Annotated in this window: 20 protein-coding genes; 6 read left to right on the forward strand and 14 right to left on the reverse strand. The window is 73.9% G+C overall.

The features are described from left to right. Positions 1–83 precede the first annotated feature (83 nt). On the reverse strand, positions 84–1,193 hold the full coding sequence (locus ACZ4MF_RS03330; protein ID WP_467489304.1) for a pyridoxal-phosphate-dependent aminotransferase family protein: 1,110 nt from the start codon (positions 1,191–1,193) through the stop codon (positions 84–86). 169 nt (positions 1,194–1,362) lie between these two features. Here ACZ4MF_RS03330 and ACZ4MF_RS03335 point away from each other — a divergent pair, with 169 nt between their 5' ends. From ACZ4MF_RS03335 to ACZ4MF_RS03355, 5 genes are all read left to right on the forward strand, one after another. Continuing rightward, on the forward strand, positions 1,363–2,217 hold the full coding sequence (locus ACZ4MF_RS03335; RefSeq protein ID WP_467489306.1) for a basic amino acid ABC transporter substrate-binding protein: 855 nt from the start codon (positions 1,363–1,365) through the stop codon (positions 2,215–2,217). A 4-nt stretch (positions 2,218–2,221) separates the two neighbouring features. Then, positions 2,222–3,058 (forward strand): amino acid ABC transporter permease, encoded by an 837-nt coding sequence (locus ACZ4MF_RS03340; RefSeq protein ID WP_467489308.1) that lies wholly within the window; start codon positions 2,222–2,224, stop codon positions 3,056–3,058. Next, entirely contained in the window at positions 3,055–3,849 is a 795-nt protein-coding gene (locus tag ACZ4MF_RS03345) for an amino acid ABC transporter ATP-binding protein (protein WP_467489310.1), read from the forward strand. Before ACZ4MF_RS03340 ends, ACZ4MF_RS03345 begins: the two co-directional genes overlap by 4 nt. A gap of 18 nt (positions 3,850–3,867) precedes the next feature. Beyond that, a complete protein-coding gene (locus tag ACZ4MF_RS03350) occupies positions 3,868–4,959 on the forward strand; it encodes an amidohydrolase family protein (RefSeq protein ID WP_467489312.1) in 1,092 nt (363 codons plus the stop codon). Between the two features lie 164 nt (positions 4,960–5,123). Beyond that, positions 5,124–6,074 (forward strand): SCO1860 family LAETG-anchored protein, encoded by a 951-nt coding sequence (locus tag ACZ4MF_RS03355; protein WP_467489486.1) that lies wholly within the window; start codon positions 5,124–5,126, stop codon positions 6,072–6,074. A 100-nt stretch (positions 6,075–6,174) separates the two neighbouring features. Here the strand turns inward: ACZ4MF_RS03355 and cobC are convergent, their stop codons facing one another. Genes cobC through cobM form a run of 6 tightly spaced genes read right to left on the reverse strand, consistent with a single transcriptional unit; the run spans position 6,175 to position 12,657 of the window. After that, positions 6,175–7,257 (reverse strand): Rv2231c family pyridoxal phosphate-dependent protein CobC, encoded by a 1,083-nt coding sequence (gene cobC / locus ACZ4MF_RS03360; protein WP_467489314.1) that lies wholly within the window; start codon positions 7,255–7,257, stop codon positions 6,175–6,177. After that, positions 7,247–8,182 (reverse strand): sirohydrochlorin chelatase, encoded by a 936-nt coding sequence (locus tag ACZ4MF_RS03365; protein WP_467489316.1) that lies wholly within the window; start codon positions 8,180–8,182, stop codon positions 7,247–7,249. The genes cobC and ACZ4MF_RS03365 overlap by 11 nt, the downstream gene beginning before the upstream one ends. Next, positions 8,179–8,766: a precorrin-8X methylmutase gene (locus ACZ4MF_RS03370; protein WP_402063280.1), complete on the reverse strand. Its 588-nt coding sequence runs from the start codon at positions 8,764–8,766 to the stop codon at positions 8,179–8,181. Before ACZ4MF_RS03370 ends, ACZ4MF_RS03365 begins: the two co-directional genes overlap by 4 nt. Next, positions 8,763–10,475 (reverse strand): precorrin-3B C(17)-methyltransferase, encoded by a 1,713-nt coding sequence (cobJ, locus tag ACZ4MF_RS03375; protein WP_467489319.1) that lies wholly within the window; start codon positions 10,473–10,475, stop codon positions 8,763–8,765. The genes ACZ4MF_RS03370 and cobJ overlap by 4 nt, the downstream gene beginning before the upstream one ends. After that, positions 10,472–11,830, reverse strand: coding sequence for a precorrin-6y C5,15-methyltransferase (decarboxylating) subunit CbiE (gene cbiE / locus ACZ4MF_RS03380; RefSeq protein ID WP_467489321.1), 1,359 nt, complete (start codon positions 11,828–11,830; stop codon positions 10,472–10,474). Before cbiE ends, cobJ begins: the two co-directional genes overlap by 4 nt. Further along, positions 11,827–12,657 (reverse strand): precorrin-4 C(11)-methyltransferase, encoded by an 831-nt coding sequence (cobM, locus tag ACZ4MF_RS03385; protein WP_467489323.1) that lies wholly within the window; start codon positions 12,655–12,657, stop codon positions 11,827–11,829. Before cobM ends, cbiE begins: the two co-directional genes overlap by 4 nt. A 117-nt stretch (positions 12,658–12,774) precedes the next feature. Between cobM and ACZ4MF_RS03390 the strand changes: the two genes are divergently transcribed. Further along, on the forward strand, positions 12,775–13,509 hold the full coding sequence (locus tag ACZ4MF_RS03390) for a ZIP family metal transporter (protein WP_467489325.1): 735 nt from the start codon (positions 12,775–12,777) through the stop codon (positions 13,507–13,509). 245 nt (positions 13,510–13,754) lie between these two features. Here the strand turns inward: ACZ4MF_RS03390 and cobI are convergent, their stop codons facing one another. The 7 genes from cobI to ACZ4MF_RS03425 are packed head-to-tail and all read right to left on the reverse strand — an operon-like array spanning position 13,755 to position 24,683. Continuing rightward, positions 13,755–14,504: a precorrin-2 C(20)-methyltransferase gene (cobI, locus tag ACZ4MF_RS03395; RefSeq protein ID WP_467489327.1), complete on the reverse strand. Its 750-nt coding sequence runs from the start codon at positions 14,502–14,504 to the stop codon at positions 13,755–13,757. Next, a complete protein-coding gene (locus tag ACZ4MF_RS03400) occupies positions 14,501–15,883 on the reverse strand; it encodes a cobyrinate a,c-diamide synthase (protein WP_467489329.1) in 1,383 nt (460 codons plus the stop codon). The genes cobI and ACZ4MF_RS03400 overlap by 4 nt, the downstream gene beginning before the upstream one ends. Then, entirely contained in the window at positions 15,883–16,482 is a 600-nt protein-coding gene (cobO, locus tag ACZ4MF_RS03405; RefSeq protein ID WP_467489330.1) for a cob(I)yrinic acid a,c-diamide adenosyltransferase, read from the reverse strand. The genes ACZ4MF_RS03400 and cobO overlap by 1 nt, the downstream gene beginning before the upstream one ends. Continuing rightward, positions 16,482–18,572 (reverse strand): putative cobaltochelatase, encoded by a 2,091-nt coding sequence (locus ACZ4MF_RS03410; protein WP_467489332.1) that lies wholly within the window; start codon positions 18,570–18,572, stop codon positions 16,482–16,484. The genes cobO and ACZ4MF_RS03410 overlap by 1 nt, the downstream gene beginning before the upstream one ends. Next, on the reverse strand, positions 18,569–22,219 hold the full coding sequence (gene cobN / locus ACZ4MF_RS03415) for a cobaltochelatase subunit CobN (protein WP_467489334.1): 3,651 nt from the start codon (positions 22,217–22,219) through the stop codon (positions 18,569–18,571). Before cobN ends, ACZ4MF_RS03410 begins: the two co-directional genes overlap by 4 nt. Continuing rightward, a complete protein-coding gene (locus tag ACZ4MF_RS03420) occupies positions 22,216–23,724 on the reverse strand; it encodes a cobyric acid synthase (RefSeq protein ID WP_467489336.1) in 1,509 nt (502 codons plus the stop codon). The genes cobN and ACZ4MF_RS03420 overlap by 4 nt, the downstream gene beginning before the upstream one ends. Further along, entirely contained in the window at positions 23,721–24,683 is a 963-nt protein-coding gene (locus tag ACZ4MF_RS03425) for a cobalamin biosynthesis protein (protein WP_467489338.1), read from the reverse strand. Before ACZ4MF_RS03425 ends, ACZ4MF_RS03420 begins: the two co-directional genes overlap by 4 nt. Between the last annotated feature and the right edge of the window lie 7 nt (positions 24,684–24,690).

Raw genomic sequence — 24,690 nt, forward strand, 5'->3', positions numbered from 1 at the left:
GGAGGTGTCGGGGGTGCGGCGTGGCCGTCGGCCGTCGTGAGGGAGCTTCCGGCCACGTGGCGGAGTGCCGTAGCGGCGGCGCGCTACCGTCCCTGGGTCCAGGCCTTGTCCACGGCCCGCCGTGCCGCCTCCAGGTCCACGCCCAGGCCCTGCTCGGCGAGCGCCCCGCCCAGGGCCGCGAGGGAGCCCTGGACCGCGCCCGGCGTGGCATCCGCCCCGTAGTGGTTGACCCGGATCATCTCCTTCGCCAGCGCACCCCCGCCCGCGACCAGCGGCAGCGTGGGGTCGCTCGCCAGGGCCCGGGCCACCAGCTCCGAGGCCACCACGCCCGCCGGCACCCGCAGGGTCGTCGCGACCGGCGCCGCGTCCCTCTCCTCGTACACGTACGGCTCCAGGCCGCCGCCCAGCGCCACGGCACCGGCCCGCGTGGCCAGCGCCGCGCCGCGATGCCGGCCCATCACGGCGTCGAGGCCCGCCGACTCGATCCGCTCCAGGCACGCCTGAAGCGCCAGCATCTCCAGCTGGGCCGGAGCGTGCGGCAGCACCGCGCGGCCCGCGTCGGTCCAGCGCTCCTTCCAGTCCAGCAGGGACAGGTAGGAACGGCGCGGCGCGTGCGGGTTGGCCGCCATCCGGGTCCAGGCCCGCTCGCTCACCGAGATCGCCGACACACCGGCCGGACCGCCCATCGCCTTCTGAGCCCCGATCACACACAGGTCCACGCCCCACGCGTCCGGCAGCACCGGCTCCGCGCCCACCGAGGCGACCGCGTCCAGGTAGAAGAGCGCGCCGTGCTCGCGTACCACCTCGCCGATCTCCGCGACCGGGTTGGTGTTGCCGGTCGCCGCCTCGGCGTGGACGAGGGACACGAAGTCGATCCCGGGGTGCTCGGCGAACGCCTCGCGGACCTGCTCGGCCGTGACCGCCGTGTGGAAGGGGACCGCGATGTCGTGCACGGTCGCGCCGCAGGAGCGCAGCCAGTCGCCGAAGGTCTGCCCGTAGGGGCCCGTGATCACGTTCAGGGCCACCGTGCCCGGACCGGCCGCGCCGCGGATCGCGCCCTCCAGCGGCAGCAGCGCCTCGCCCTGGGTGATCAGCACGTCCTGTCGGGTGTCCAGCAGCCGGGCCACCCCGTCCTCGATGGCGGCGAAGCGCTCGGCACTCAGCGGGGGCAGGTCGAGGAAGGGGTGCGTCACGGCGGGCTCTCTCTTCTCGTTCTCGGGTGGTTCCCGGATCTTCGGCCGGTGGGGTCGACTCCATCGATCTTAAGTGGAATGCCCCTGTTACCATCAGTTTGGTTTGAGCTACTCAAACTCTTCCTTATAATCGGAACCCAAAGGTCCCCCACAGAGAAGATCACTCCCCATGAAGACGTTCCTCGGGCGCCGGTCCCGCTTCCTGGCCGCCACCACCGCGACCGCCGCGCTGGCGCTCGTGGTCGCCGGCTGCTCCTCCAGCGGATCGGGAGGCGGTCCGACGACCGTCAAGGGGGTCCACCTCGTCAAGGGCGGCCAGCTGACCACCTGCACCCACCTGCCGTACCCGCCGTTCCAGTCGGAGGTCGACGGCAAGGTGCAGGGCTTCGACGTCTCCCTGATCGACCTCGTCGCCAAGAACCTGGGCGTCAAGCAGCAGATCCTGGACACGCCGTTCGAGAACTTCAAGACCGGCGCCTTCCTGAACTCCGGCCAGTGCGACCTGGCCGCCGCCGGCATGACGATCACCGCCGAGCGCAAGAAGAACGTCGACTTCTCCGACCCGTACTTCGAGGCCACGCAGGCCGTGCTCGTCGCCAAGAACAGCGGCATCACCTCGTTCGCCGGCCTCAAGGGCAAGAAGCTCGGCGCGCAGGCGCAGACCACCGGTGAGGACTACGCCCGCGGCAAGGGCTACGACCCGGTCTCCTTCGCCTCCTCCGACGCGGTCCTCAACGGCCTGCGCACCGGCCAGGTCCAGGCCGTCGTCATCGACTACCCGGTGGTCCAGGGGTGGCTGAAGGACAAGGCCAACGCGAACGCGTTCAAGGTCGTCGACAACCTCAAGACCGGTGAGCAGTACGGCTTCACGGTCAAGAAGGGCAACAAGGCCCTGCTCGACGCCATCAACACGGCCCTGAAGGACGCCAAGGCCGACGGCACGTACAAGAAGATCTACGAGAAGTGGATCGGCCCGTACAGCGCCTCCGTCGCCTCCCCGGCCGCCTCCGCCTCCGCGTCCTGACCCCATGGCCATCGACACGGACGCAGAACTCCAGCCGAGGAGAAGCGGTCTGACGCCCCGTCAGAAGCGTCGGCTGTCGCGCGGGGCGCAGTACGTCGTCTTCGTCGCCGCGGTGGTCGCGCTCGCGGCCGGCGCGGACTGGGGGCGGCTGAAGAACCAGTTCGCGCAGGCCCACATCGCGCGCCAGCTGTTCCCTGACCTCATCACGGTGGCCCTGAAGAACACCGTGCTGTTCACCCTGTCCGGGTTCGTGGTCGGGCTCGCCCTCGGCATGGTCATCGCCCTGATGCGCCTGTCGTCCGTGGGGCCGTACCGCTGGCTCGCCGGCGTCTACATCGAGATCTTCCGCGGCCTGCCCGCGCTGCTGATCTTCATCTTCGTGGGCACCGGCGTGCCGCTGGCCTTCCCGAGCATCGAGTACCCGGGCGGCATCTACGGCAAGGTCGCCGTCGCGCTCGGACTGGTCTCCGCCGCCTACATGGCGGAGACGATCCGCGCGGGCATCCAGGCCGTACCCAAGGGGCAGATGGAGGCGGCCCGTTCGCTCGGGTTCTCGCCCGCCAGGGCCATGGTCTCCATCATCCTGCCGCAGGCCTTCCGCATCATCCTGCCGCCGCTGACCAACGAACTCGTCCTGCTCTTCAAGGACTCCTCGCTGGTGCTGTTCCTCGGCGTCACACTGGAGCAGCGCGAGCTGTCCAAGTTCGGCAACGACCTGGCCAGTACGACGGCCAACTCCACGCCGATCCTGGTCGCGGGCCTGTGCTACCTGCTGATCACGATCCCGCTCAGCCTCGTCGTGCGCAGGATGGAATCCAAGGCCAAGAGGGAGATCAGGTGAGCCGCCCCGAGATCCGTGTCCGGGATCTGCACAAGTCCTTCGGCGACAACCAGGTGCTCAAGGGCATCGACCTGGAGATCGACCAGGGTGAGGTCGTCTGTGTCATCGGCCCCTCCGGCTCCGGCAAGTCCACGCTGCTGCGCTGTGTGAACCTGCTGGAGGAGCCCACCAAGGGGCAGGTCTTCGTCGGCGGAACCGAGATCACCGACCCCGACGTGGACATCGACGCCGTACGCCGCCGGATCGGCATGGTCTTCCAGCAGTTCAACCTCTTCCCGCACCTCAGCGTCACCGAGAACCTCACGCTGCCCCAGCGCCGGGTCCTCGGGCGGGACAGGGCGAGCGCGGCGAGGACCGCCGCCGAGAACCTCGCCCGCGTCGGCCTGTCCGAGAAGGCGGAGGCGTATCCAGCCTCCCTCTCCGGCGGGCAGCAGCAGCGCGTGGCCATCGCCCGGGCCCTCGCCATGGGCCCCCAGGTGATGCTCTTCGACGAGCCGACCTCCGCGCTCGACCCGGAACTGGTCGGCGACGTCCTCGCGGTCATGCGCCGGCTCGCCCGCGAGGGCATGACCATGATGGTCGTCACGCACGAGATGACCTTCGCCCGCGAGGTCGCCGACCGGGTCGTCTTCATGGACGGCGGCGTGATCGTCGAGGACGGCACCCCGGCCCAGGTCATCGGCAACCCGCGGCACGAGCGCACCCGCCACTTCCTGTCCCGGCTGCTCGACCCGGCGATGGCCGAGGTGGAGGAGGAGACCTCCGACCAGGTGGGCGGGCCCGCGCAGTAGCTCATTAAGGTGCAGTACATGAGCGATGGCGCCGTGCTGCACGTGAAGGGGCGGGTCCTCGTCGGGCCCGAGGACGTCCGCGACGAGCTGTGGGTGGTCGGGGGCAGGATCTGCCACGACCGCCCCGTCGGGGCCCGGGACGTCACCACCGTCGAGGGCTGGGTGCTGCCCGGCCTCGTGGACGCGCACTGCCACGTCGGCCTCGACGCGCACGGCCCGGTCGACGCGGACACCGCCGAGAAGCAGGCGCGCACCGACCGGGAGGCGGGCGCCCTGCTGCTGCGGGACGCCGGCTCGCCCTCCGACACCCGCTGGATCGACGACCGCGACGACCTGCCGAAGATCATCCGGGCCGGCCGGCACATCGCCCGCACCCGCCGCTACATCCGCAACTACGCGTGGGAGATCGAGCCCGAGGACCTGGTCGCCTACGTCGCCCAGGAGGCCAGGCGCGGCGACGGCTGGGTCAAGCTCGTCGGCGACTGGATCGACCGCGACCTCGGCGACCTGTCCGCCTGCTGGCCGCGCGAGGCGGTCGAGGCCGGGATCGCGGAAGCCCACCGCCTCGGCGCCCGCGTCACCGCGCACTGCTTCGCCACGGACTCCCTGCGCGATCTGGTCGAGGCGGGCATCGACTGCGTCGAGCACGCCACGGGCCTCACCGACGACCTGATCCCGCTCTTCGCCGAGCGGGGCGTCGCGATCGTCCCCACCCTCGTCAACATCGCCACCTTCCCGCAGCTCGCGGCCGGCGGCGAGAGCAAGTTCCCGCGCTGGTCCGCGCACATGCGCCGACTGCACGAACGCCGCTACGACACCGTGCGCAGTGCCTACGACGCGGGCATCCCGGTCTACGTCGGCACGGACGCCGGCGGCTCACTGGCCCACGGTCTGGTGGGCGCCGAGGTCGCCGAACTGGTCACCGCCGGCATCCCGCCCGTGGCCGCCCTGTCCGCCACGACCTGGGGCGCCCGCGCCTGGCTCGGCCGGCCCGGACTGGAGGAGGGCGCACCGGCCGACCTGGTGGTGTACGAGGGCGACCCGCGCGCCGACGTACGGGTGCTGGCGGCGCCGCGCCGGGTCGTGCTGAACGGGAAGGTTGTGGAGTAGGAGAGGCGCCGGGGAACGCATGTGCTTCACGATTCGAAGAGGCGTGCGGAAACGGCCCGATTGAGTGAAGTAACCGGGGAACACTGACCGTTCACCCGTAGTGCGTACAAGGTTGACGGGTCCCAAGCACGTTTCTTCCGGGGAGTCCCACCGCCTTGAACACCTTGACCAGAGCGAACTTCCGCATGCCCGCCCGTCGTCTCGCCGCCGTGGCGACGGTCACGGCCCTCGCCGCGGCACCCGCGGTCCTGGGCGCGGGCGCCGCGCACGCGACCGGTGACCACGGTCGCGCCTCCGCCGTCGTCCTGCGCACCGGGCTCGACGTGTCCCTGCTCAACAAGACCGTCGACGTCCCGCTCGCCCTCTCCCTCAACGAGGTCCGGGCGCCGCAGAGCGCGGACAGGACCGCGCTGTCCGCCCGGCTCGACGGCGTGGACGGCGGCAGGCCGTTCACCGTCCTCGGCGCGGACGTGGCCTCGGCGAAGGCCACGGTGACCGCGCGGCGCGCCGAGGGCTCGGTCCGGCTCGCCCACGCCCGTCTGCACGTCCCCGGCCTGCCCCTGCTGTCCCTGATCGAGGCCGACGCGGTCACCGCACAGGCGGTCTGCGAGGCGGGCAGGACGCCCGTCGCCGCCGCGAACGTCCTCGGCGTCACGGTCCTCGGCAAGCGCGTCACCCTCACCGCCGACGGCCCGACCGAGGTGAAGGTGCCCGGCGTCGGCGAGGTCCGCCTCGATCTGTCCCAGCGGCGCACCACGACCCGTACGGCCGCCGCCACCGCCCTCCAACTCAAGGTCTCCGTCAACCCGTTGAAGCTCAACGTCGCCGACGTCGAGGGCGCGGTCACGCTCGCCCGGGCGACCTGCGAGTCCCCGACGGCCGCGTCCTCGGGCGACCCGGTGCCGAGCCACGACCCGGCCGCCGGCACGACGTCCGGGGACGCGCCCGGCAAGGCCGCCCCCGCCTCCGACGTGAAGCCCCAGGGCGGCACGTCGAAGAGCAACCTCGCCGAGACCGGCGGCAGTTCGGCGACCCCCTACCTCGCGGGCGGCGCGCTGGCGCTCGTCCTGGCGGGCGGGGGAGCGGTGGCCGTGGCCCGGCGCCGCAGGAGCTGACGCAAGGCTGAGGCAGGGCTGACGCGGCGCTGACGCCCTGGCACCGCCCCCTTCCCGGCTGTCCCACCGGGAAGGGGGCGGCGCCGGAGCGGAGCCCCGGTCACGGGAGTGCGGCGGACAGGGCCGAGAGGAACCCGTTGACCGTGGCCCGGTCGCGCACGGCCACCCGCACCCACTGATCGCCGAGCCCCGGAAACGTGTCACCCCGGCGCACGGCGTAGCCGGCCTCGCGCAGCCGTCGCCGTACCTCCGCCGCCCCCGCCATCCGGACCAGCACGAACGACCCCTCCGCCGGACCGGCCACCGAGACACCCCGGTCGGCGAGCGCCGTCAGCCCCGCCACCAGGTGGGCCCGGTCGGCCGCGATGCGATGCGCCGCGTGCCCCGCCTCCGCCAGCGCCCGCGGTGCCACACACGCCTCGGCGGCGGCCAGCGCCGGCGTCGACACCGGCCACAGCGGCTGGGCCTGCTCCAGCGAGGCGATGATCTCCGGCGCGGCCAGGACGTACCCGATCCGCAGCCCGGCCAGCCCCCAGGTCTTGGTCAGGCTGCGCAGGACGACCAGCCCGGGCACGTCCGTGCGCCCGGCCAGCGCCTCCCGCTCGCCCGGCACCGCGTCCATGAACGCCTCGTCGACCACCAACGTCCGTCCGGGACGGGCGAGTCGGGCGATCCCGTCCGCCGGATGCAGGACCGACGTGGGGTTGGTCGGATTCCCGATCACCACCAGGTCGGCGTCCTCCGGCACCGCCGCCGGATCCAGCCGGAACCCGTCCGTCTCCCGCAGCAGCACCCGCTCCACGGTGTGCCCGGCGTCCCGCAGCGCGGCCTCCGGCTCGGTGAACTGCGGGTGCACGACCACCGGCCGGTTGACCTTCAGGGCCCGGGCCAGCAGCACGAACGCCTCCGCCGCCCCGGCCGTCAGCAGCACCCGCTCCACCGGCAGCCCGTGCCGCGCCGCCACCGCCGCCCGCGCGGCCCGCCCGTCCGGGTAGGCCGCGAGCGAGCCCAGCGACGCGGCGATCCGCTCCCGCAGCCAGGCCGGGGGCGTGTCCGCGCGCACGTTGACGGCGAGGTCGACCAGCTCCGAGCCGTCGTCCCGCACCTCGGCGTCGCCGTGATGCCGCAGATCGTGCCCGGTGTCCCTGATGTCCCCGGTCTCTCCGGTGTCCTCAGTGCGCATGGCTGTGCGTGTGCCCCCCGTGATGGTGATGCCCGTGCCCGTGGTCGTGCCCGTCGTCGTCCGGGTGGAAGTGCGGCTGCTGCGGCAGCCCCACCTTGTCCTCGAAACCGGGCAACGCGATCCGGTACACGCACGAGTCGCAGTTCATCCGCAGATCGCCCTCGACCGCCTCCGCGTACCGCTCCATCACCAGGTCCAGCAGTTCCGGCTCGGGCCCGATGACGTCGGCGGACCGCACCTCGACCTCCGGGTGCGCGGCCGCCCAGCCCTCGGTCTGCTGCCGCACCCGGTCCGGCAGGATCCCGGTGAACAGGAAGTAGGGCAGGACGACGATCCGCTTCGCCCCCAGCCGCGCGCATCGGTCCAGCCCGCTCGGCACGTCCGGCGCCGCCAGCGACACGAACGCCGTCTCCACCCCGGCGTACCCCCGGCCCTCCCACAGCAGCCGCGCCGCCTTGTGCACCTCGGCGTTGGCGTCCGGGTCCGTCGAGCCGCGCCCGACCAGCAGCACGGTCACATCGGCCCGGTCCCCGGGCGTACGGGCGCCGCCCCCGAGGGCCTCGTCCAGCCGCCGCTCCAGCACGCCCAGCAGCGAGGGGTGCGGGCCCAGCGGACGGCCGTAGGTGTACGAGATCCCCGGGTGCCGTTCCTTCTCGCGGGCCAGCGCGGCCGGGATGTCGCCCTTGGCGTGCCCGGCGGACACCAGCATCAGCGGCACCGCCGCGAACCGGCGTACGCCCCGCTCGACCAGCTCGGTGACGGCGTCGCCGAGCGGCGGCGGGGACAGCTCGATGAAGCCGCCCGCGACGGGCAGTTCGGGGTGGCGGCGGCCCAGCTCCCGCACGAAGTCGCGGAACGCCTCGGCTCCGGCCTCGTCCCGGGTGCCGTGGCCGGCGATGAGCAGGGCGGGCGGCGGGGTGGTCACGGGGTCTCCTCGGGTGAAGTGGGGTGGTACAACAGGGCGTTGAGCGCGGCGGCGGCGACCGCCGACCCGCCCTTCTCGGACACGTTGCTCACGGCGGGCAGCCCGCTCTCGCGCAGCGCGGCCTTGGACTCGACCGCGCCGACGAAGCCGACCGGCAGCCCGATGACGAGCGCCGGGGCGGCGTCCAGGGTGAGCAGCTCCTCCAGCGCGGTGGGGGCGTTGCCGATCACCCACAGGGCGCCGGGCCCGACCTGCTCGTACGCCAGCCGGATGGCGTGGGCGGAGCGGGTGAGCCCCGCGACGGCCTCGGCATCCCTGAGCCGGCACACGGTCTCGCGGCGGGTGATCCCGGCGCCGACCATCTCCACGTCCACGACGACGGGCGCCCCGGCGTGCAGTGCGGCATGCGCCCTGACCAGGTCGTCCTCGTCGGTCACGAGGTCGGTCGCGTACTCCAGGTCGGCGGCGGAGTGGATGACCCGCTCCACCACCGCCCGGGTCAGCGGCGGGAAGTGCGAGGTGTCCAGGCGGGCGCGCAGCCGCCGATAGGACTCCTGCTCGATGGGGTGGACGATCCGGTTCACTCGGCTTCCTCCTGCTCGCCGGGCTGCGCCGCCTGCCAGCGGTAACCGCGCGGGGTCACCATGCGGCCCGCGACGATCCGGGTCGCGGTGTTGCCCACCGTCACGACCGTCATCATGTCGACCGTCGCCGGGTCGAGCGCACCGAGCGTGGTCACCCGGCTCGACTCGTCCGGCCGGGTCGCGCTCCGGACGACACCGACCGGCGTCGCCGGCTCCCGGTGTCCGGCGAGGATCGCGAGCGCCTCGGGCAGCTGCCAGTCGCGGCCCCGCGAGCGCGGGTTGTAGAAGGTGACGACGAGGTCCGCCTCGGCCGCCGCCCGCACCCGCCGCTCGATGACCTCCCACGGCGTGTGCAGGTCGGACAGGCTGATGGACACGTGGTCGTGGCCCAGCGGCGCGCCCAGGATCGCCCCGGCGGCCAGCGCCGCCGTCACACCGGGCACCCCGACCACGTCGATGTCGTCGGACGCCTCGGCCAGCGCCGGGGACGCCATCGCGTACACACCGGCGTCCCCGCTGCCGATCAGGGCCACCGCCTGCCCCTTGCGGGCCTCCGCGACCGCCGTACGGGCCCGCTCCTCCTCGGCACCGAGCCCGGACTCCAGCACCCGGGTGCCCGGCCGCAGCAGATCGCGGATCTGGTCGACGTACTGGTCGAGCCCCACCAGCACGGAGGCGCGCCGGAGTTCGGCCGTGGCGCGCGGGGTCAGCAGGTCCCGGGCGCCCGGTCCGAGCCCGACCACCGCGAGCCGCCCGCGCCCCGGACGCCGTACGACGGCACAGGTGGCCATGGCGGGCCGGCCGTCGGCGCGCACCGACTTCCGCTTGGGGACGAGGAGTTCACCGCCGCGCACCAGCGCGGCCGCCTCCGCCACGGAGGGCGTGCCGACCGCCGCGAGCGGCGCCTTCGACGGATGGGGCACCTCGACGCCCGCCAGCTCCCCGGCCGCGTACGTCACCAGCGGGACCCCCAGCCGCTCGGCGGCCGCGACGATCCCCGGCTCCGCCGACTTGGCGTCCACGGTGGCCAGTTCGGCGACCGACCGCGCCGAGAGCCCCGCCTCCGCGAGCGCCTCCTCGACCAGCCCGAGCACCTCCTCGACCGGCGCACCCGCGGACGCGCCGACGCCGACCACCAGCGACGGCGGCCGCAGCAGCACCTCGCGCTCGCCGGGCACGACGGCCCGGTCGGTCAGCCGGACGGTGTACGCCCCGTGCGCGGAGGTGGGCAGGGGCGGCAGGGGCCAGGCGACCTCGGCCTCCAGCGCGACGGGTTCGCCGTCCAGCAGGGCCCGCGAGACCACGGCCACCGAACCCTCGTACGGCAGCCCGAGCGTGTCCAGCCCCGGCAGCCCGACGGAGTCCGTCGCGGTCGTCACCACGGGCTCCGCGCCCAGCAACTCGCCCACCTCGCGGGCGAGTTCGTTGGCGCCGCCGCCGTGCCCGCCGATGAGCGACACCGCGTACCGGCCGCCCTCGTCGACGCACACCACGCCCGGGTCGGCGGTCTTGTCGCCGAGCAGCGGCGCGAGCAGCCGCACGGTCGCGCCCGTCGCGAGGAAGCACACCAGCTGCTCGCACTGCGCGAACGCCGCCCGCACCGCCTCCCCGACGGGACCCTCGTACACCCGCGTCCGCTCCGGCCACGCCGCGGCCAGCCGGTCCCGCGCCGCCGCCCCCGCCGCGGTGGCGGAAATGAGGCCGATCACTCGTCAACTCCCTTACTCGATGCCTGGGTTCGCACGCCCCAGAGCAGAAACACAGGATTGGCCGCCGCCAGCCGGGACACCTCGCCCGGCAGCGGTGCCAGGCGCGACGACTGCAACAGCACCCCGTCGCAGCCGAACCCGGCGGCCGTGAGCGCCGCGCGCGCCGCCGGTACCCGGTCGAGCGCGGCCATGGCGACGACGACGGTCCGCCGCGCCCGCCGCGCACAGGCGCCGATGATGTCCGGCAGCTCCCGGCCGCCACCGCCGACGAACACCGCGTCGGGATCGTCGAGCCCGTCCAGCGCCGTCGGCGCCGAGCCGTGCACCACGGCCACGTCGACGCCGTGGGCGCGGGCGTTGGCCCGCACGCGCCGCACACCGTCCGCCGTCTTCTCCACGGCGACGACGGCCGCGCCGAGCCGCGCGCACTCCACGGCCACCGAGCCCGACCCGGCGCCCACGTCCCAGACCAGGTCGCCGAGCCGGGGCCCGAGCCGGGCCAGGGCCAGCGCGCGCACCTCGAACTTGGTGATCATCGAGTCCCGGTGCGTGAACGCGTCCTCGTCCAGCGCCCACCCGCCGGGCTGCTCCGGCACCCCGGCGACCGTGCGCACCGCGCCGAGCGCACGCGTCTCGTCCAGGCACAGCACCACGCTGACGTCCGTGCCCCAGTCCCGGGCTGCGGCCTCGTCGGGCGTGACCCGTTCGACGCGCTCGTCCACGGAGCCGAGGGCGGAGGCCACGACCAGGACACGCCCGCCGGACGGGTGAGCCGACGCCGACGCAGACGCCGTCTCCGGTCCGGGGGAGTCGTGCGCGGCAGCGGTCACCGGCTCGGCCGACGTGCTGCCCGGCGCCCGCGGGCCGTGCCGCAGCAGCGCCGACCCCAGTTCCGCCGGACCCGCGCCCGGACCCGTCAGCACCGCCACCTTGGGCCGCGCCCGGCACACGTTGACGGCCGTGCGCAGATCCCGGCCGTGCGCGCTGACCACGACCGCGTCGTCCCAGGGCAGCCCGATCCGCGCGAACGCCGTCGCCACGGAGGAGACCCCCGGCCGTACGTCCAGCCGCCCGGCCCCGAACCGCTCGGCCAGCGCCCGCACGATCCCGAAGAACCCCGGATCCCCGGAGGCCAGCACGAGCACCGGCAGCTCCTTGCCGACGTACTCCGCGATCGTGTCCAGGGCGGGCGCCAGCGGCCCGAGGACGACGCGCCCGGTGCCGTCGGGCAGCCGTACGGCGTCCAGGTGGCGCCGGCCGCCGACGACGAGCGCGGCCCCGGCGAGGACCTCTTCGGCAAGCGGCGCGCCCGTCCCCCTCGCTGTCCCTGTCCCTGTCCCGACGACCGTGATCAACTCTTCGCCCTCTGCTCGCGCAGGGCCCGCCGGGCCTCCGGGTCGGCCTTGCGGAAGCCGTGGAAGTGCCCGGGGTGGTACAGGTGCGAGCGGGTGCCGTGGGCGTCGAGCGCCGGGCCGACCAGGAAGAGCGTGTGCTTCCAGAGCTTGTGCTCCTTGACCGTCTCCTCCAGCGTGCCGATCGTGCACTTCACGACCAGTTCCTCCGGCCAGGTCGCCTGGTGCGCGATGACCACCGGGGTGTCGGTCGGGTAGCCGCCCTCCAGCAGTTCGCGCACCAGCTGGCCGCTGCGGGCGGCCGAGAGGAAGATCGCCATCGTCGTACCGTGCCGGGCGAACTCCCGGACCTCCTCCCCGGGCGGCATCGGCGTCTTGCCGCCGCCCAGCCGGGTGAGGACGACGGACTGCGCGACCTCGGGGATCGTCAGCTCGCGCTGCGCGAGGGCGGCCACGGCGGAGAAGGAGGAGACACCGGGGACGACCTCGGTGGCGATCCCGATCTCCGCGCACCGGTCGAGCTGCTCCTGCGTGCCGCCCCACAGCGCCGGGTCGCCGGAGTGGATCCGGGCCACCTTCAGGCCCGCGGCGTGGGCCCGCGCGTAGACGGCGACGACGTCCTCCAGGGACATGGCCGCCGAGTCCAGGATCTCCGCCTCCGCGCGCGCGTGTTCGAGGACCTCCGCCTGGACCAGGCTGGCCGCCCAGATCACCACGTCCGCGTCCGCGATGGCGCGCGCGGCGCGGAACGTCAGCAGGTCGGCGGCGCCGGGGCCGGCACCGACGAACGTCACCTTTCCGGTGGTGGCATCGATGAGGGCATCGGCCATGAGAAAGATCCTCTCGTACGGAAAACACACAGCAGAAGCAGTGAAATGTCAGGGTGTGAGGCGATATGGAAGGTGCCGGATGTGCACGAAGGCGCCTCGATCGGATAGCAAGTCCCTATGGCGGTCTTCGTCGCGCTCGGCGCGTTCCTGATGACGCTGGCCGGCGGCTGGACGGCTCAGCGCGTGACCGACCGTCGGCACCTGGTCCTGGGCCTCGCCGGCGGTCTGATGCTGGGCGTGGTCGGCCTGGACCTGCTGCCGGAGGCGCTGCACGCCGCCGACCGCGAGATCTTCGGCGTACCCGCCGCCCTGCTGCTCTTCGTGGCCGGCTTCCTGCTGGCCCATCTGGTGGAACGCACCCTGGCCGCGCGCCAGGCCGCCCACGGCGGCGACGAGTCCCACCACCACCGGGCGCCCGAGGTGGGCCTGGCGGCGGCCGGCGCGATGGTGGGACACAGCGCCATGGACGGCGTGGCGATCGGCGCGGCCTTCCAGGTGGGCGGCGGCATGGGCGCGGCCGTCGCGCTCGCCGTGATCGCGCACGACTTCGCCGACGGCTTCAACACCTTCACCCTCACGAGCCTGTACGGCAACGCCCGCCGACGGGCCGTGGCGATGCTGGTGGCCGACGCCTGCGCACCGCTGGTGGGCGCGCTGTCGACGGCCTTCGTCCACATCCCCGAACCGGTGCTCGGCGGCTATCTGGGCCTCTTCGGCGGCGTGCTGCTCTATCTCGCCGCCGCCGAGATCCTGCCCGAGGCCCACCACGAGCACCCGGCGCGCTCCACCCTGCTGTGCACCGTGGCGGGCGCGGCCTTCATCTGGCTGGTGGTGGGCATCTCCGCCGGCTGACCCGACGCCCGCCCGACGTGTGAACGGCCGACCGCCTGCCGGGTCGACCGGGTGTCCGCCGGCCCGGTGACCGGCGTCCGTGCTGTCCGAGTGTCCGACGGCCCAGCCGCCCGTGCGTCCGGCGGCCTGCCGACCGACAGCCCGGCCGGCCACGCGGGCCCGGCTGACCTCGGAGGCCCCGCAGGCCCCGCCGACCCGGCTGGCCCCGCAGGCTCGGTGGTCGGACCGGTGGCAGGCCGGAGGGGTCACAGTTTGCCGCCTCGGCCGGCGTCGCGGCGTGGGGGCGCGATCAGCGTGGAGAGGTACGGCAGCGGCTCCGCGCCCAGCTCGGCGGCCGGCCGTACCGACTCCTCCGGCAGCCCGAGCGCCGAGCCCCACACGGCGTCCCCGATCCGCCCGGTCTCCGCGAGGGCCTCGGCCACCTCCGCGGCCTGCCGGCCGAACTTGTACGCCACGACCGTCCCCGGCCCGGCCAGCGCGTCCTTGAGCACGGCGGACCCGGCCGTCACCGGTACGAGGGTCAGCGGCTCGGTGCCCTCGGTCAGCACCGCACCCGAGCGCGCCGCGAGATCCTGCATCGCGGTGATCCCGGGCACGGTCTCCACGACCACCTCCGGCACCAGCTCCACGATGGTCTGCGCGAGATACGTGAACGTCGAGTACACGTTGGGATCGCCGATCGTGGCGAAGGCGACGGAACCGCGTTCCCGCAGCAGTTCGGCGACCCGGCCGCCCGCCGCGTCCCAGGCCGCCTCCCGGCGCGCCCGGTCGGTCCGCTCGTTCAGCGCGAACACCACCCGGACGACCTTCTCGACGGGCACGTAGTGCAACACGGTCGCCTCGGCGCGACCCGGCTCGCCCACATCCCTTCCGTCAGGCGCGGCCATGACGGGTACGACGACGACATCGGCCGCGCGCAGCGCGTTGACCCCCTTGACCGTCACCAGCTCCGGGTCACCCGGACCGACCCCTACTCCGATCAGCCTGCTGCTCATGACGTCCGGCACCTCTCCACGAACCGATGGGCCACACCGGGCTCGGCCGCCCAGTGCGTGTGCAGATAACTCGCGTGCACGCCCCGCTGCACGAAACCTTCCACCCGCCGCACGGGCGTCCTGACCCCCCAGGCGGGGGCCGCACCGGCACCCGGCTCGACGACCGTGCGATGGAACTCGTGTCCCCGCATCCGTGTCCCGGCGACGGCCAGCACACTGTCGCCGACGGCCACGGCGTCCCGGTAGCCGAGGGTGAGCCGCTCCGACATCCGCGCGGTGGCATCGAGCACCCCGCACATGGGCTGCCCGTCCAACTCCCGGCAGAGGTAGAGGAACCCGGCGCACTCGGCCGCGACGGGAGCACCGCCGAGGGCCAGTTCAGCCACGGCCTTCCGCAGCGGTTCGTTGGCCGACAGCTCACCGGCGTACACCTCGGGGAACCCGCCGCCGATCACCAACCCGGCCGTGTCTTCGGGCAGTTGCTCGTCCCGCAGCGGGTCGAAGGTGACGACCTCGGCGCCGGCGGCGGTGAGGAGTTCGGTGTGCTCGGCGTAGGAGAAGGTGAAGGCGGGACCGCCGGCGACGGCCACTACAGGCGTCCGCTTCTCATTCTCAGCCGGGCGAGTCGGGTGGACGTGGCTGGGCAGGGCGGGGGTCCAGGGGGCGGAGTCCCCTGGTACGGCTCCGGCAGCCCGGGCGAGCCCCTCCAGCGCCGCAAGGTCACAGCCCGCCGCCACCTGCGCGGCCATCGCGGCCACGGCCTCGACCGCCGCTCCGCGCCGCTCGGCAACCGGTACCAGTCCCAGATGCCGCGACGGCGTATCCACCTGGGGAACCCGCCGCAGCACACCCAGCACCGGCACACCGGCCGAGTCCAACGCCTCCCGCAGCAGCTCCTCATGCCGGTCGGACGCGACCTTGTTGAGGATCACGCCCCCGACCCGCACCTCCGGATCCCACGAAGCGAACCCGTGCACCAGCGCCGCCACCGACCGGGACTGCGACGACGCGTCGACCACCAGCACCACCGGCGCCCGCAGCAGCTTCGAGACATGGGCGGTGGAGGCCAGCTCGCCTTCCCCCGCCGCCCCGTCGTACAGCCCCATCACACCCTCGACCACGGCCAGGTCGCACCCCCGCGCCCCGTGCAGGAACAGCGGAGCGACCAGCTCCGGCCCGCACAGGTAGGCGTCCAGGTTCCGCCCGACCCGACCGGTCGCGAGCGCGTGGTACCCGGGGTCGATGTAGTCCGGCCCGACCTTGTGCGGGGACACGGCGAGCCCCCGCGCGGCGAACGCGGCCATCAGCCCCGTGGCCACGGTGGTCTTGCCGCTGCCCGAGGAGGGCGCGGCGATGACCAGCCGTGGCATCGACGACATCACCACTCGATGCCCTTCTGGCCCTTCTGCCCCACGTCCATGGGGTGCTTGACCTTGGACATGTCGGTGACGAGATCCGCGAAGTCGACCAGCTTCTCCGGCGCGTTCCGCCCGGTGATCACCACGTGCTGGGTGCCCGGCCGGTTCCGCAGCACGTCCACGACCTCGTCGGTGTCCACCCAGCCCCAGTGCATGGGATACGCGAACTCGTCCAGCACGTACAGCCGGTACGTCTCGGCCGCCAGGTCCCGCTTGACCTGCTCCCAGCCCTCCCGGGCCTTCTCCTCGTTGTCCATCTGGGCGTCGCGCTGCACCCACGACCAGCCCTCGCCCATCTTGTGCCAGTCGACGGTGCCGCCCTCGCCGGAGGCGCCGAGCACGCGCAGCGCGTTCTCCTCGCCGACCTTCCACTTCGCCGACTTGACGAACTGGAACACCCCGATCGGCCACCCCTGGTTCCAGGCGCGCAGCGCGAGCCCGAACGCGGCGGTGGACTTGCCCTTGCCGATCCCGGTGTGCACGACGACCAGCGGGCGATTGCGTCGCTGACGGGTCGTCAGGCCGTCGTCCGGCACGACACTCGGCTGCCCCTGTGGCATTACGCGGCCCTCCTCGACGTACCGTGCGTCCCCTGCACATCCCTGACCAGCCCGGCGATCGAGTCCGCCCGCAGCTCGTCCAGCGTGACGGCCGCACCGCCCAGCTCACCCGCGAGCTGCCCGGCGAGCCCGAGCCGCACCGGCCCCGACTCGCAGTCCACGACCACCGACGCGACCCCCTCGGCCGCGAACAGCCGTGCCGCCCGCCCGGCCAGCGCAACCGGCCCGGTCCCACCCGTCGCCCGACCACCACCCCGGCCGGAGGCTCCCCCAGAGCCGAAAGCCTGGGGGGACCCCCATCGCGCCGCCCCTCCGTCTGTCGCCCGCCCGTCGGTCACCACGACCACCAGCGCCCTGCGCGCCGGATCCCGCAGCCGCTCCACCCGCAGCACCTCGTGCGCCTTGAGCAGCCCGGCCGCCAGCGGCGTACGACCGCCCGTCGGCAGCGACTCCAGCCGTACGGCGGCCGCGTCCACGGACGAGGTCGGCGGCAGCGCGACATCCGCTCCCGCCCCCCGGAACGTCACCAGTCCCACCTTGTCCCGCCGCTGGTACGCGTCCAGCAGTAGCGACAGCACCGCGCCCTTCACCGCGCCCATCCGCTGCCGCGCCGCCATCGAGCCGGAGGCGTCGACCACGAACAGCACGAGGTTGCCCTCGCGCCCCTCCCGCGTCGCCTGCCGCAGATCGTCCCGGCGGATCACCAGCCCGGGCCCGGACCGGCCGCGCGCCCGCTGGTACGGGGCCGCGGCCTGCACGGTGGCGGCCAGGTGCAGCTTGGTCAGCGCGCCCCGCGGCCGCCGGGACCCGGTGGTCCGGCCGTGCTCGGTGCGCGCCCGCGAGCGCCGCCCGGCAGCACCCTCGCCGATCCCGGGCACGCTCAGCACCTTGGTGCGGAACGGCTCGGCGGCCCGTGCGGCCGACTGCTCCCGGGGCGACCCGGACGCCTGCGGTTCCCCGTCCTCACCCGTCTCCGGCCGCGCGGACGTGTCCCCGCCCCCGTGCGGACCGGAGTCGGGCCGAGGCCGGCCACCGCCCCCACCAGGACCGTCGGGGTCGGGATCGTCCTCGGGGGACTCGCCGGAGAACTCCTCCAGCGTCTCGTCGAGCTTGTCCTCGTCCAGACCGGGCGCGTCGAAGGGGTTACGGCGCCTGCGGTGCGGCAGCGCGAGCAGCGCCGCCTGCCGTACGTCCTCCGCCAGCACGTCCGTCCGCCCGGCCCACGCGGCCAGCGCGGTCGCCGTACGGGCCATCACGATGTCGGCCCGCATGCCGTCCACCTCGAAGGCCGCGCAGGTCGCCGCGATCTGCCGCAGCGCGCCGTCGCCGAGGCGCACCTGCGGCAGCAACTCCCGTGCCGCCACGATCCGCCCGCGGACCGCGGCCTCCTCGTCCGCCCACCGTGCGGCGAAGCCGGCCGGATCGTCGTCGTACGCCAGCCGGCGCCGTACGACCTCCACCCGCTGGTCGGGCTCGCGGGAGGCCGCGACCTCCACGGTCAGCCCGAACCGGTCCAGCAGCTGCGGCCGCAGCTCGCCCTCCTCGGGGTTCATCGTGCCGACGAGCAGGAACCGGGCCGCGTGCCGCACGGAGACGCCCTCGCGCTCCACGTACGAGGCACCCATCGCCGCCGCGTCCAGCAGCAGGTCGACCAGGTGGTCGTGGAGGAGGTTGACCTCGTCGACGTACAGGATGCCCCGGTGCGCGTCGGCCAGCAGGCCCGGCTCGAACGCCTTCACGCCCTCCGCGAGGGCCCGCTCGATGTCGAGCGCGCCGACCAGCCGGTCCTCGGAGGCGCCGACGGGCAGCTCGACCATCCGGGCCGGCCGTGCCGTACCCGGTGCCGGCTCGTGCGGGCCGTCGGGGCAGTCCGGGTCCGGTGCCGCCGGGGCGCAGGAGAACCGGCAGCCGGGGACGACGGCCACCTCGGGCAGCAGCGCCGAGAGGGCGCGTACGGCCGTCGACTTGGCCGTGCCCTTCTCGCCGCGCACCAGCACACCGCCGACCGCCGGGGACACGGCGTTCAGCAGCAGCGCGAGCCGCAGGTCGTCCTGGCCGACAACGGCCGTAAAGGGGAAGGGGGTGCTCACTGGTCTCCCTCCAGGTCGCCTTCCAGCTCCAGATAGGTGGCGCGCAGCCGCTCCAGCGTGTCCGCGTCCGGCTCGGCCCACAGGCCCCGGTCCGCGGCCTCCAGGAGCCGCTCGGTGATGCCCCGCAGCGCCCACGGGTTGGACTTCTTCATGAAGTCCCGGTTCTCCGGGTCGAAGACGTACTCCGCGCTGAGCTTCTCGTACATCCAGTCGTCCACCACGCCGGCCGTGGCGTCGTAGCCGAACAGGTAGTCCACGGTCGCCGCCATCTCGAAGGCGCCCTTGTAGCCGTGCCGGCGCATGGCCGCCATCCAGCGCGGGTTGACCACCCGGGCCCGGAAGACGCGGTGCGTCTCCTCGCCCAGCGTCCGCGTCCGCACCTGGTCGGGTACGGCCGAATCGCCCACGTACGCTTCGGGGTTGGCGCCGGTCAGATGCCGGACCATGGCGACCATGCCGCCGTGGTACTGGAAGTAGTCGTCCGCGTCGACCAGGTCGTGCTCGCGGGTGTCGACGTTCTTCGCCGCCACCGCGATCCGCCTGAACGCGGTCTCCATGTCGCCGCGCGCCGCCCGTCCGTCCAGCCCGCGCCCGTAGGCGTAGCCGCCCCAGACCGCGTACACCTCCGCGAGGTCCGCGTCGGAGCGCCAGTTGCGGGCGTCGATCAGCGGGAGCAGACCGGCGCCGTACGCGCCCGGCTTCGAGCCGAAGACGCGGGCCGTCGCGCGGCGCCGGTCGCCGTGCTCGGCGGTGTCCTCGTCGGCGTGCGCCTTCACGTAGTTGCTCCCGGCGGGCTCGTCCAGCTCCGCCACGGCCCGCACCGCGTCGTCGATCAGCCCGACGACGTGCGGGAACGCGTCCCGGAAGAAGCCGGAGATACGGACCGTGACGTCGATGCGCGGCCGGCCCAGCTCCGCCGGGGGCACGATCTCGAAGCCCGTCACCCGGCGCGAGGCGTCGTCCCACACCGGGCGGCAGCCCAGCAGCGCCAGGATCTCGGCGATGTCGTCGCCCTGGGTGCGCATCGCGGAGGTGCCCCAGACCGTCAGGCCGACGGACTTCGGGTACTCGCCCGTGTCCTGGAGGTACCGCTGCACCAGCGAGTCGGCCAGCGACTGGCCGACCTCCCAACTCAGCCTGGACGGAATGGCCTTGGGGTCGACCGAGTAGAAGTTACGCCCGGTCGGCAGGACGTTCACGAGGCCACGGGTCGGCGAACCCGACGGACCCGCCGGGACGTAACCGCCGTTCAGCGCCCTCAGGATGTGCCCGATCTCGTCCGTGGTGCGCGCGAGCCGGGGTACGACCTCGTCGCACGCGAACTCCAACACCCGGGCGGCGTCCGGGAGTTCGGTGCCGAGCACGCCCCGCAGGACGGCGGGGACGACCGCGCGGTCCCACGCCCGCGCCTCCATCCCCTCCGCGACCCCCCGGCACAGCTGCTCCAGCAGGTCGATCGCGTCGGCGGCCGTACGGGACGGACCCTCGGCCAGGTCCGTCAGCTCCACCGGCACCTTCACCGGTGCGCCCGGCTCGGCCAGCAGCTCCTTCTCGACCAGCCCGAAGTGCGCCGCCAGCGCGGCCCTGAGACCCGGCAGGGCGTTCGCCTGCCCGCCCCACACCTGGGACGCCCGCAGCACGGCCAGCACCAGGTTCACGCGCGGCTCGCCGACCGGGCCGCCGCCCAGGATGTGCAGACCGTCGCGGATCTGCACGTCCTTGATCTCGCACAGATAGCCGTCGATGTGCATGACGAACTCGTCGAAGGCGGCGTCGTCCGGCTGCTCGTCCACATGCAGGTCGTGGTGCAGCTCGGCCGCCTTGACCAGCGTCCAGATCTGGGCCCGCACGGCCGGGGCCTTGGCCGGGTCCAGATCGGAGACGAGCGCGTACTCGTCCAGCAGCTGCTCCAGCTTGGCCAGGTCGCCGTAGGTGTCGGCGCGGGCCATCGGCGGCACCAGGTGGTCGACCACCGTGGCGTGCCCGCGCCGCTTGGCCTGGGTGCCCTCACCGGGGTCGTTGACGATGAACGGGTAGACGAGGGGCAGGTCGCCGAGGACCGCGTCCGGGGCACAGCCGGCGCTCAGACCGAGCCCCTTGCCCGGCAGCCACTCCATCGTGCCGTGCTTGCCCATGTGCACGATCGCGTCCGCGCCGAACGAGTTTTCGAGCCACCTGTACGCCGCCATGTAGTGGTGCGAGGGCGGCATGTCGGGGTCGTGGTAGATCGCGATCGGGTTCTCCCCGAAACCGCGCGGCGGCTGGATCATCACCACGACGTTCCCGAACTGAAGGGACGCCAGCACGATGTCCTCACCGTCGACGTACAGGCTGCCCGGCGGCTCGCCCCACGCCTCGGCCATCGCGTCCCGCAGCTGCGGGTCCAGCTTCTCGAACCACGCCCGGTAGTCCGCCAGCGGCACCCGGGCGGGCGCGGCGGCCAGCTGCTCCTCGGTCAGCCACTCCACGTCATGGCCGCCGGCCTCGATCAGCCGGTGGATCAACTCGTCGCCGTTGTCGGGGTATTCGGTGAGCCCGTACCCGGCGTCCCGCAACGCGTCCAGCACCCGCACCGCCGACGCGGGCGTGTCCAGACCGACCGCGTTGCCGACCCGCGAGTGCTTGGTCGGGTACGCGGTGAAGACCAGCGCGACCTTCTTCTCGGCGTTCGGCTTGTGCTTCAACCGGGCGTGGCGCAGGGCGATCCCGGCCACCCGCGCGGCCCGCTCGGGGTCGGCGACGTACACCGGGACCTCGTCCGGACCCTGCTCCTTGAAGGAGAAGGGCACGGTGATCAGCCGGCCGTCGAACTCCGGGATGGCGACCTGCATGGCCGCGTCCATGGGGGACAGGGCGGCGTCCGACTCGTCCCAGGCCTTCTTCGACGAGGTGAGGCACAGGCCCTGCAGCACCGGGATGTCCAGGTCGGCGAGGGCGCCGATGTCCCAGGACTCCTCGTCGCCGCCCGCCGAGGCCTGCGACGCGTGCGTGCCGCCCGCCGCGAGCACGGTCGCGACCAGCGCGTCGGCCCGGCCCAGCAGTTCGTACAGCCCGGCGTCCGCGCCGCGCAGCGAACCGCAGTACACCGGCAGGGCGTTCGCGCCCCTCGCCTCGATCGCCTCGCACAGGGTGTCCACGAAGGCGGTGTTGCCGCTCAGTTCGTGCGCCCGGTAGAAGAGCACGCCCACGGTCGGCCGGCCGTCCCGTGCCGCGTACGAGCCGTGGACGCCGTACTCCGGCATCCTGTGCGGCTCCTCGAAGCCCTCGCCGGTCAGCAGCACGGTGTCCGACAGGAACCGGGACAGCTCCAGGAGGTTCGCCGGGCCGCCCTCGACCAGGTACTTCAGCGCCTCCGCGACCACACCGGCCGGCACCGAGGACTCGGCCATCAGCTCCGCGTCCGGCACGGCCTCGCCGCCCAGCAGCACCGTCGGGATCCCGGCCGCCTTCAGCGCGGCGAGCCCGTCCTCCCAGGCGCGCTTGCCGCCGAGCAGCCGTACGACGGCGAGGTCCGCGCCGTCCAGCAGCCCCGGCAGCTCCTGTCGGACGTCCACCCGGGTCGGGTTGCCGATGCGGAAGCCCGCGCCGGAGGCCCGGGCCGCCAGCAGGTCCGTGTCGGCGGTGGACAACAACAACACTGTGCTCATGCGGGCGCTCCCGGTGGAATGAAAGGCAGTCCTTGCGGCGCGCCCGACTCGATGAGCCGCCACAGCGCGTCCGTGTCCGCGTGCTGTTCGATCAGGTCGCCGAGCCGGTCGAGCTGCTGCTCGCGCAGCGCGGCGAAGGAGGTGCCCGGCGCGGGCACGAAGCGGCGGCCCGCGGCGGCGGCCACCTCGCGCAGGAAGGCCCGCCGAAAGCCGTCCGACTCCAGCGAGCCGTGCCAGTGGGTGCCCCAGGTCTGGCCGACCCGGCAGCCGTCGAGGAAGGGTTCCCCTCCCTCTATGGAGGCGACGCCGTGGTGGATCTCGTACCCTTCGACCCGCTCGCCGAGAGCCTCCCCTTCCGGCCGGGTCAGGGTCTTCTCGCGGGCGAACCGCACCCTTACGGGCAGCACCCCGAGGGCCTCGACCAGCCCCTGCCGGCTCTCGACCTCGTCCTCGATGCGCTCGCCGAGGATCTGGAAGCCGCCGCAGATGCCGAGAACGGGGCGGCCTTCGGCGGCCCTCGCGACGAGCGCCTCCGCCAGTCCGCGCTCCCGCAGCCACCGAAGAGCCCGTACGGTCCCGCGCGTGCCCGGGATCACCGCCAGGTCCGCGTCCGCCAGCTCCTCCGGGCGGTCCACGAACCGCACCACGACCCCCGGTTCGGCGGCGAGCGCGTCCACGTCCGTGAAGTTGGACATCAGCGGGATCGCGCACACGGCGACGCGCAGCACGTCCTCGCCGACCGGGGGAACGACGGCCGACTCGCGGACCGTGCCGCGCAGCGACACGCGCAGGCCGTCCTCCTCGTCGATGCCGAGGCCGTGCCGGAAGGGGAGAACGCCGTAGGTGCGCCGCCCGGTGAGGTTCTGGAGCATGTCCAACCCCGGTGCCAGCAGCGAGACATCGCCCCGGAACTTGTTCACCAGGAACCCGGCGACCAGCTCCTGGTCCTCGGGCGAGAGCAGTGCGACGGTGCCGAAGAAGGAGGCGAAGACGCCCCCGCGGTCGATGTCGCCGACCACGAGCACGGGCAGTCGCGCGTTCCGCGCGATCCCCATGTTCACGATGTCGGTCCGGCGCAGGTTGATCTCGGCCGGGCTGCCCGCCCCCTCACAGATCACCGCGTCATACGTGCCCCGCAACTCGGCGAGGCAGTCCAGCACCGTGCCGAGCAGCTTCTGCTGCCGCCCGCCGTGGTAGCCGCGTGCGCTCAGCTCGCCCACCGGCCGGCCCAGCAGCACGACCTGGCTGCTCTGTTCGCCGCCCGGCTTCAGCAGCACCGGGTTCATCAGCGCGGTCGGCTCGACCCGGCACGCCTGCGCCTGCATGGCCTGCGCCCGGCCGATCTCCGCGCCCTCCCGGGTCACGAAGGAGTTGAGCGACATGTTCTGCGCCTTGAACGGCGCGACCTTCACGCCCTGGCGCACCAGCCACCGGCAGATCCCGGCCGTCACGACGCTCTTGCCGGCGTCGGAGGTGGTGCCGGCGACGAGCAGTCCCCCGTTCACTTCCCACGTCCCTTCGGGCTCTTGAAGTTGCTGACGATCAGGCGCGCGGCGACCGTGGTGCCGAGCGCGAGCAGGCCGACGCGGCGGGAGAGCCGGGCGGCCCGGTCGATGTCGGCGACCCGGACGGACCGCCCGGTGTCCCCGCCCAGCACAGGCCGGTGCTCGACGCGTCCGCCGTAGGAGAGCGTCCCGCCCAGGCGGACGCCGAGCGCGCCCGCGAACGAGGCCTCCACGGGCCCGGCGTTGGGGCTCGGGTGCTTGCGGGCGTCGGCCCGCCAGGCGCGCAGGGCGCCGCGCGGGTCGGGTCCGGCGACAGCGGCGAGTACGGCGGTCAGCCGGGCCCCCGGCCAGCCGGCCACGTCGTCGAGGCGGGCGGAGGCCCAGCCGTAGCGGCGGTGGCGCGGGGACGTGTGACCCACCATCGCGTCCAGGGTGTTGACGGCCCGGAAGCCGAGCAGCCCCGGCACCCCGGCCACGGCGCCCCAGACCAGGGCGCCCACGACGGCGTCGGAGGTGTTCTCGGCGACGGACTCGACCACGGCCCGGGCGATCCCGTCGGCGTCCAGCGACTGGGGGTCCCGGCCGCACAGGTGGGGCAGCCGGGCGCGGGCCGCCTCGACGTCCCCGCGCTCCAGCGCCCGGCCGATCGTGCGGGCCTCGCGGGCGAGCGAGGTGCCGCCCACGACCGACCAGACGGCGGCGGCGGTCAGCGCGGCGGAGGCGGCGGGGAAGGGGCGTACGGCGCGTGCGGCGGCCGCACCGAGTGCGACGGCGCCGCCCGCGCACACGACGGTGTGCAGCGTGCCCCAGCCGCGGTGGTCGCGCCACAACACGCCTTCCACGGCAGCGGCCGCCCGCCCGAACGCGGCGACCGGATGCCCGCGGCGGGGGTCGCCGAGGAGCAGGTCACCGAGGAGGCCGGCGGCGGCGCCGTACGCGTAGGAGCGATCGGCACCCATGGGCTCA

The organism is Streptomyces sp. NPDC025793, assembly GCF_055558375.1.